The organism is Rhizobacter sp. P2_H2 (genome assembly GCF_056403375.1).
Window position 1 is genome coordinate 1 of the sequence record NZ_JBFUFP010001643.1, and the last position, 786, is coordinate 786.

The 786-nt window shown below is 67.6% G+C and carries 2 protein-coding genes; both read left to right on the forward strand.

The genetic code is table 11. The annotated features are described in order from the left end of the window. The coding region (locus tag AC1D15_RS35310) for a chorismate synthase (RefSeq protein ID WP_477829753.1) at positions 1 to 152 on the forward strand (152 nt) is incomplete at its 5' end. Between the two features lie 116 nt (positions 153 to 268). Beyond that, positions 269 to 786: carboxylesterase family protein (locus AC1D15_RS35315; protein ID WP_477829752.1), on the forward strand; the 518-nt coding region annotated here is incomplete at its 3' end.

A 786-nucleotide genomic window follows, 5' to 3' on the forward strand; every position in this document is an offset into this window, starting at 1 on the left:
TCGTGCAGACGCACGGCCGCCACGACCCCTGCGTCGGCATCCGCGCCACGCCGATCGCCGAGGCGATGCTGGCGCTCGTGCTGATGGACCACGCGCTGCGGCACCGGGCGCAGTGCGGTGACGTGCGCGTCGAGACACCGCGCATCGCATAGGGCGACAGGCCGTGTGAGGGATTGCCGCAAATCGTCGCAAACCAGGCCGATCTCCCCGCGAAACCGCAAGGCGCATCCCTTGCTTTCCGATGGATGAGCCCTCGGGAGTCCGTGCCATGAACCTGCGCCTTGCGACGACGATCACCTTCGGCCTGCTGTTGGCGGGCTGCGGCGGCGGTGGCGATGACAGCAGCACGACCGGCGCTCCTTCCGGCAACGTCGACCCGCCCCCGCCTGCGCAGGCCACCAAGCCCTCCGAGCGCCAGCTGAAGAAGAGCTTCACCTCGCTCGACGGCACGCTGCCGGTCTGGTACTGGGAGTACCTGCCGGCCGACTACACAGGCAGTGGCAAGACGTACCCGCTGATGGTGTTCTTCCACGGCGCCGGCGAGACCGGCGCGGCCAACGGTTCGCAACTCGACAACGTCAAGCGCCATGGTCCGCCGAAGCTGATCGCCGCCAACAATGACATGTGCTTCGACATGCCAGCCGGGCGTGAATGCTTCATCGTCGTCTCGCCGCAGGACAGCCGCGGCTGGTGGAACGGCAACGACACCGCCGGCATGCTGGCGCATGCGATCAAGACCTACCGGGTCGATCCGAAGCGCATCTACGTGACCGGGCTGTCGATGGG